Source organism: Microcoleus sp. CAWBG640 (assembly GCF_020883015.1).
GTDB lineage: Bacteria > Cyanobacteriota > Cyanobacteriia > Cyanobacteriales > Microcoleaceae > Microcoleus > Microcoleus anatoxicus.
The window spans coordinates 1-2,917 of record NZ_JAHRFC010000189.1; the positions used below are offsets into that span (position 1 = coordinate 1).

Genomic DNA, 2,917 nt, shown 5'->3' on the forward strand with positions numbered 1-2,917 from the left:
TGAATGGCGGAACTGGTTGGACATTTTGTGAGTTGGTGTCCATCGGGCTTACCTCGCTGTTGAATTGACTACTGGAATTTTACCGTAAATTTCTTACTATAAAGATTAGCCAATAGATAGATTTATGAGAACTGTGTTCGGTTCCTAAAGTCCTTACTAAGAACCATCGCAGGTTTATAGTGAAAACTAAATTTCTATCAGTAATTTTACTTATTTCCCTGATTTAAACCCTGATTCCCCAACCCAACACAAAGCTTTTTATCACCCTCAGTCACATTTTGATTGTTCTTCAAATAATCCCCCAACCAATCACAAGTTTTAGCAACTATCTGATTCAATTCTAAATTCTCCACAGGCCACAGAACCACATTTCTATCCATCGCAAAAGCCAGATTTTTACTATCAGAACTAAAAGTAACGCTAAACATCCGATAGCTAGATTCCAAAGTCTTAGATAGCGTCGCCTTCCGACCATCAAAATTCCATAATTTAAGAGTATTGCCCGCACCAGCCGCCATTAACTTCCCGTCCGGACTAAAACTAACATTTTCCACACTATCACTATGGTTATATTTTTCGGCTAAAACTGCTTTTTTCCCATCAAAATTCCACAAGTAAACTTTTTGGTCAGCACAACCCGTAGCAATGGTTTTTCCATCAGGACTGAAAGTAACATCCTTAACACTATTGTCGTGGTCGAGAGTAGTCAGCAATTTTGCCGACATACCATTAATTTGCCACAGGTAAACTTTCTTGGTTGCTGCAACTTTTAAAGGATTTTTTTTGGGTTCTGGCTTGTCGTTTGTCAGCGCAGCAATGGTTTTACCGTCGGGACTGAAACTTACTCTCACTACCTGATTCATGTGGTCTAGTTTGGCGATCGCAGTTGCCCGACCATTCTGCCAACGCCAAAGGTACAATTTATTATCATCGCTTCCTGTGGCAATTATTTTGCCATCAGGACTAAAACTCACGCTGTTAACAATGTCGCCGTGTGGGAGAGTATCTAACAGTTTCCCGTCTATACTCCATACTTTCACTGTTTTGTCATCGCTGGCCGAAGCAATGGTGCGATTGTCCGGCGCAATACTCACCCCATTAACAGAATTTTCGTGACCTACTAAGCTTCTCAACAAACTACCATTAGCCAGCCAAAGTTTCACAGTTTTGTCTCTGCTAGCAGAAGCAATTATTTTGCCATCTGAACTCAAACTAACTTTATTCACCCAGTCACCGTGCCCAGCCAAAATTTGATTCAAAGGAGTATTGTTTGGTTTCCAACTTTTAACCATTTGGTCTTTGCTTGCCGAAACAATAGTGCCATCGCGACTGAAAGTTACTGCCCTCACGTCATCTTGATGTCCTCGAAAAGTGTTCAGCAAAGTGCCGGTGCGACTCCAAACTTTCAGAGTGTTATCCGCACTACCACTGACAATCTTGTTGCCATCGCGACTAAAACTCGCACTCACAACTTCTTCGTTGTGTCCTTTAATTGTCTTAATTTCCTTTCCTTCTCTATTCCAAATTTTGACTGTGGTGTCCGCACTTGCCGAGACTATTTCTTTACCATTGGGACTAAAATTGACACTGTAAACAATGTCAGAATGCTTATTTAAAGTTTTGGGTAGAGTTTTAAATTTATCGCTTTTACCTTCTCTCTCCCAAAGTTTGATAGTTTTGTCCGCACTTGCGGAAGCAATTGTTTCGCCGTCGGGACTGAATCTGACACCAAGTACCAAGTCTTTGTGTCCGGTTAAAGTTTGTAGCAATTTTTGGCTGGGGATGTTCCAGATTTTGATAGTATTGTCGTAACTACCGGAAGCGATGGTTTTGCCGTCGGGACTGAAACTGACGCTGGTAACTATATCTTTGTGACCTTCTAAAGTGGCCATGGGCTTTTTATTATTATCTAACTGCCAAATTCTAATTTTGCCATCGCCACAACCAGTAGCAATGGTTTTGCCATCGGGACTAAAAGTAACACTCGTGACACCATCGCTGTGATTAAAAGTATTTAATAACTTACCTTCTTTGCTCCACAATTTAACAGTTTTGTCCGCACTTGCCGAAGCAACTTTATTGCCATCTGGACTGACACTCACATCCAAAACAAAGTTGGTGTGCTGCTCAAAACTATTGTATTCTTGCACGCCAGAAACTGCTCGTCTGAGTCTTTCTGCAATCTGGTTTTTAGTATCCAGAGGTAAGGCTGTACTATTGACAGAATCTTTAGCAATTTTCACACTGGTTTCCAAGATTCCCATTTGGTCTTTTTCATTAGAAAGCACGAGAGCACGGGAACCGGAATCTAGGGCATCAGTCCGAGCTTTTTCAGCCTGTTGTCGCGCTTCGTCTCCTACTTTTGTTTGATAAAGCGCTAGGCCAGAAAGACCAGTCAATCCTACCACTCCCAGCACTGCTAATCGCAGTTGCCATTTGCGATTTTCGTAGAGTTTTGCTTCAGCCTCATGCTGTTTTTCTTTAGCTTGACGCTGTTTGTCTCTGGATTCTGAAAGCAGGGCATTTAGTTCTTTTTCCTTGCGGAGTTGTTCGATGACATCTCTATTAATTTTGTGTTGTTTTCGTAGTTCCTCAAATTCGGCTTTTTTATCCAATTCCTGTTGCTGGCGGATAAAACCAACTAGATAGTCGTGAACTAGCTGATAAAGCTCGGCTGGCAGTTCTGTCCAACGAAAAATTAAACCAGATTTTACCAACAATTCTAAGACTAAATCTAATTTATCAGCTTCTTCAAAGGTGGCTAAATCTAAGGCTAGTTCGGCACGAGTTTTCAGAGGACGGATATCATCTTCATCCGTCAGCAAGTACAAAACTCTACGGGCTGCTCCTTCATTTTCTGGACCACAGTCTTGGATGACTTCTTCGAGAAATTTGGCTACTAATTTTTGTTTAGGAT

General features: G+C 41.4%; 1 pseudogene. It reads right to left on the reverse strand.

Features of this window, described 5'->3' with window-relative positions:
- Nucleotides 1-206: 206 nt before the first annotated feature.
- Nucleotides 207-2,917, reverse strand: a pseudogene (locus AAFP11_RS30105) (hypothetical protein); the annotation flags it as partial.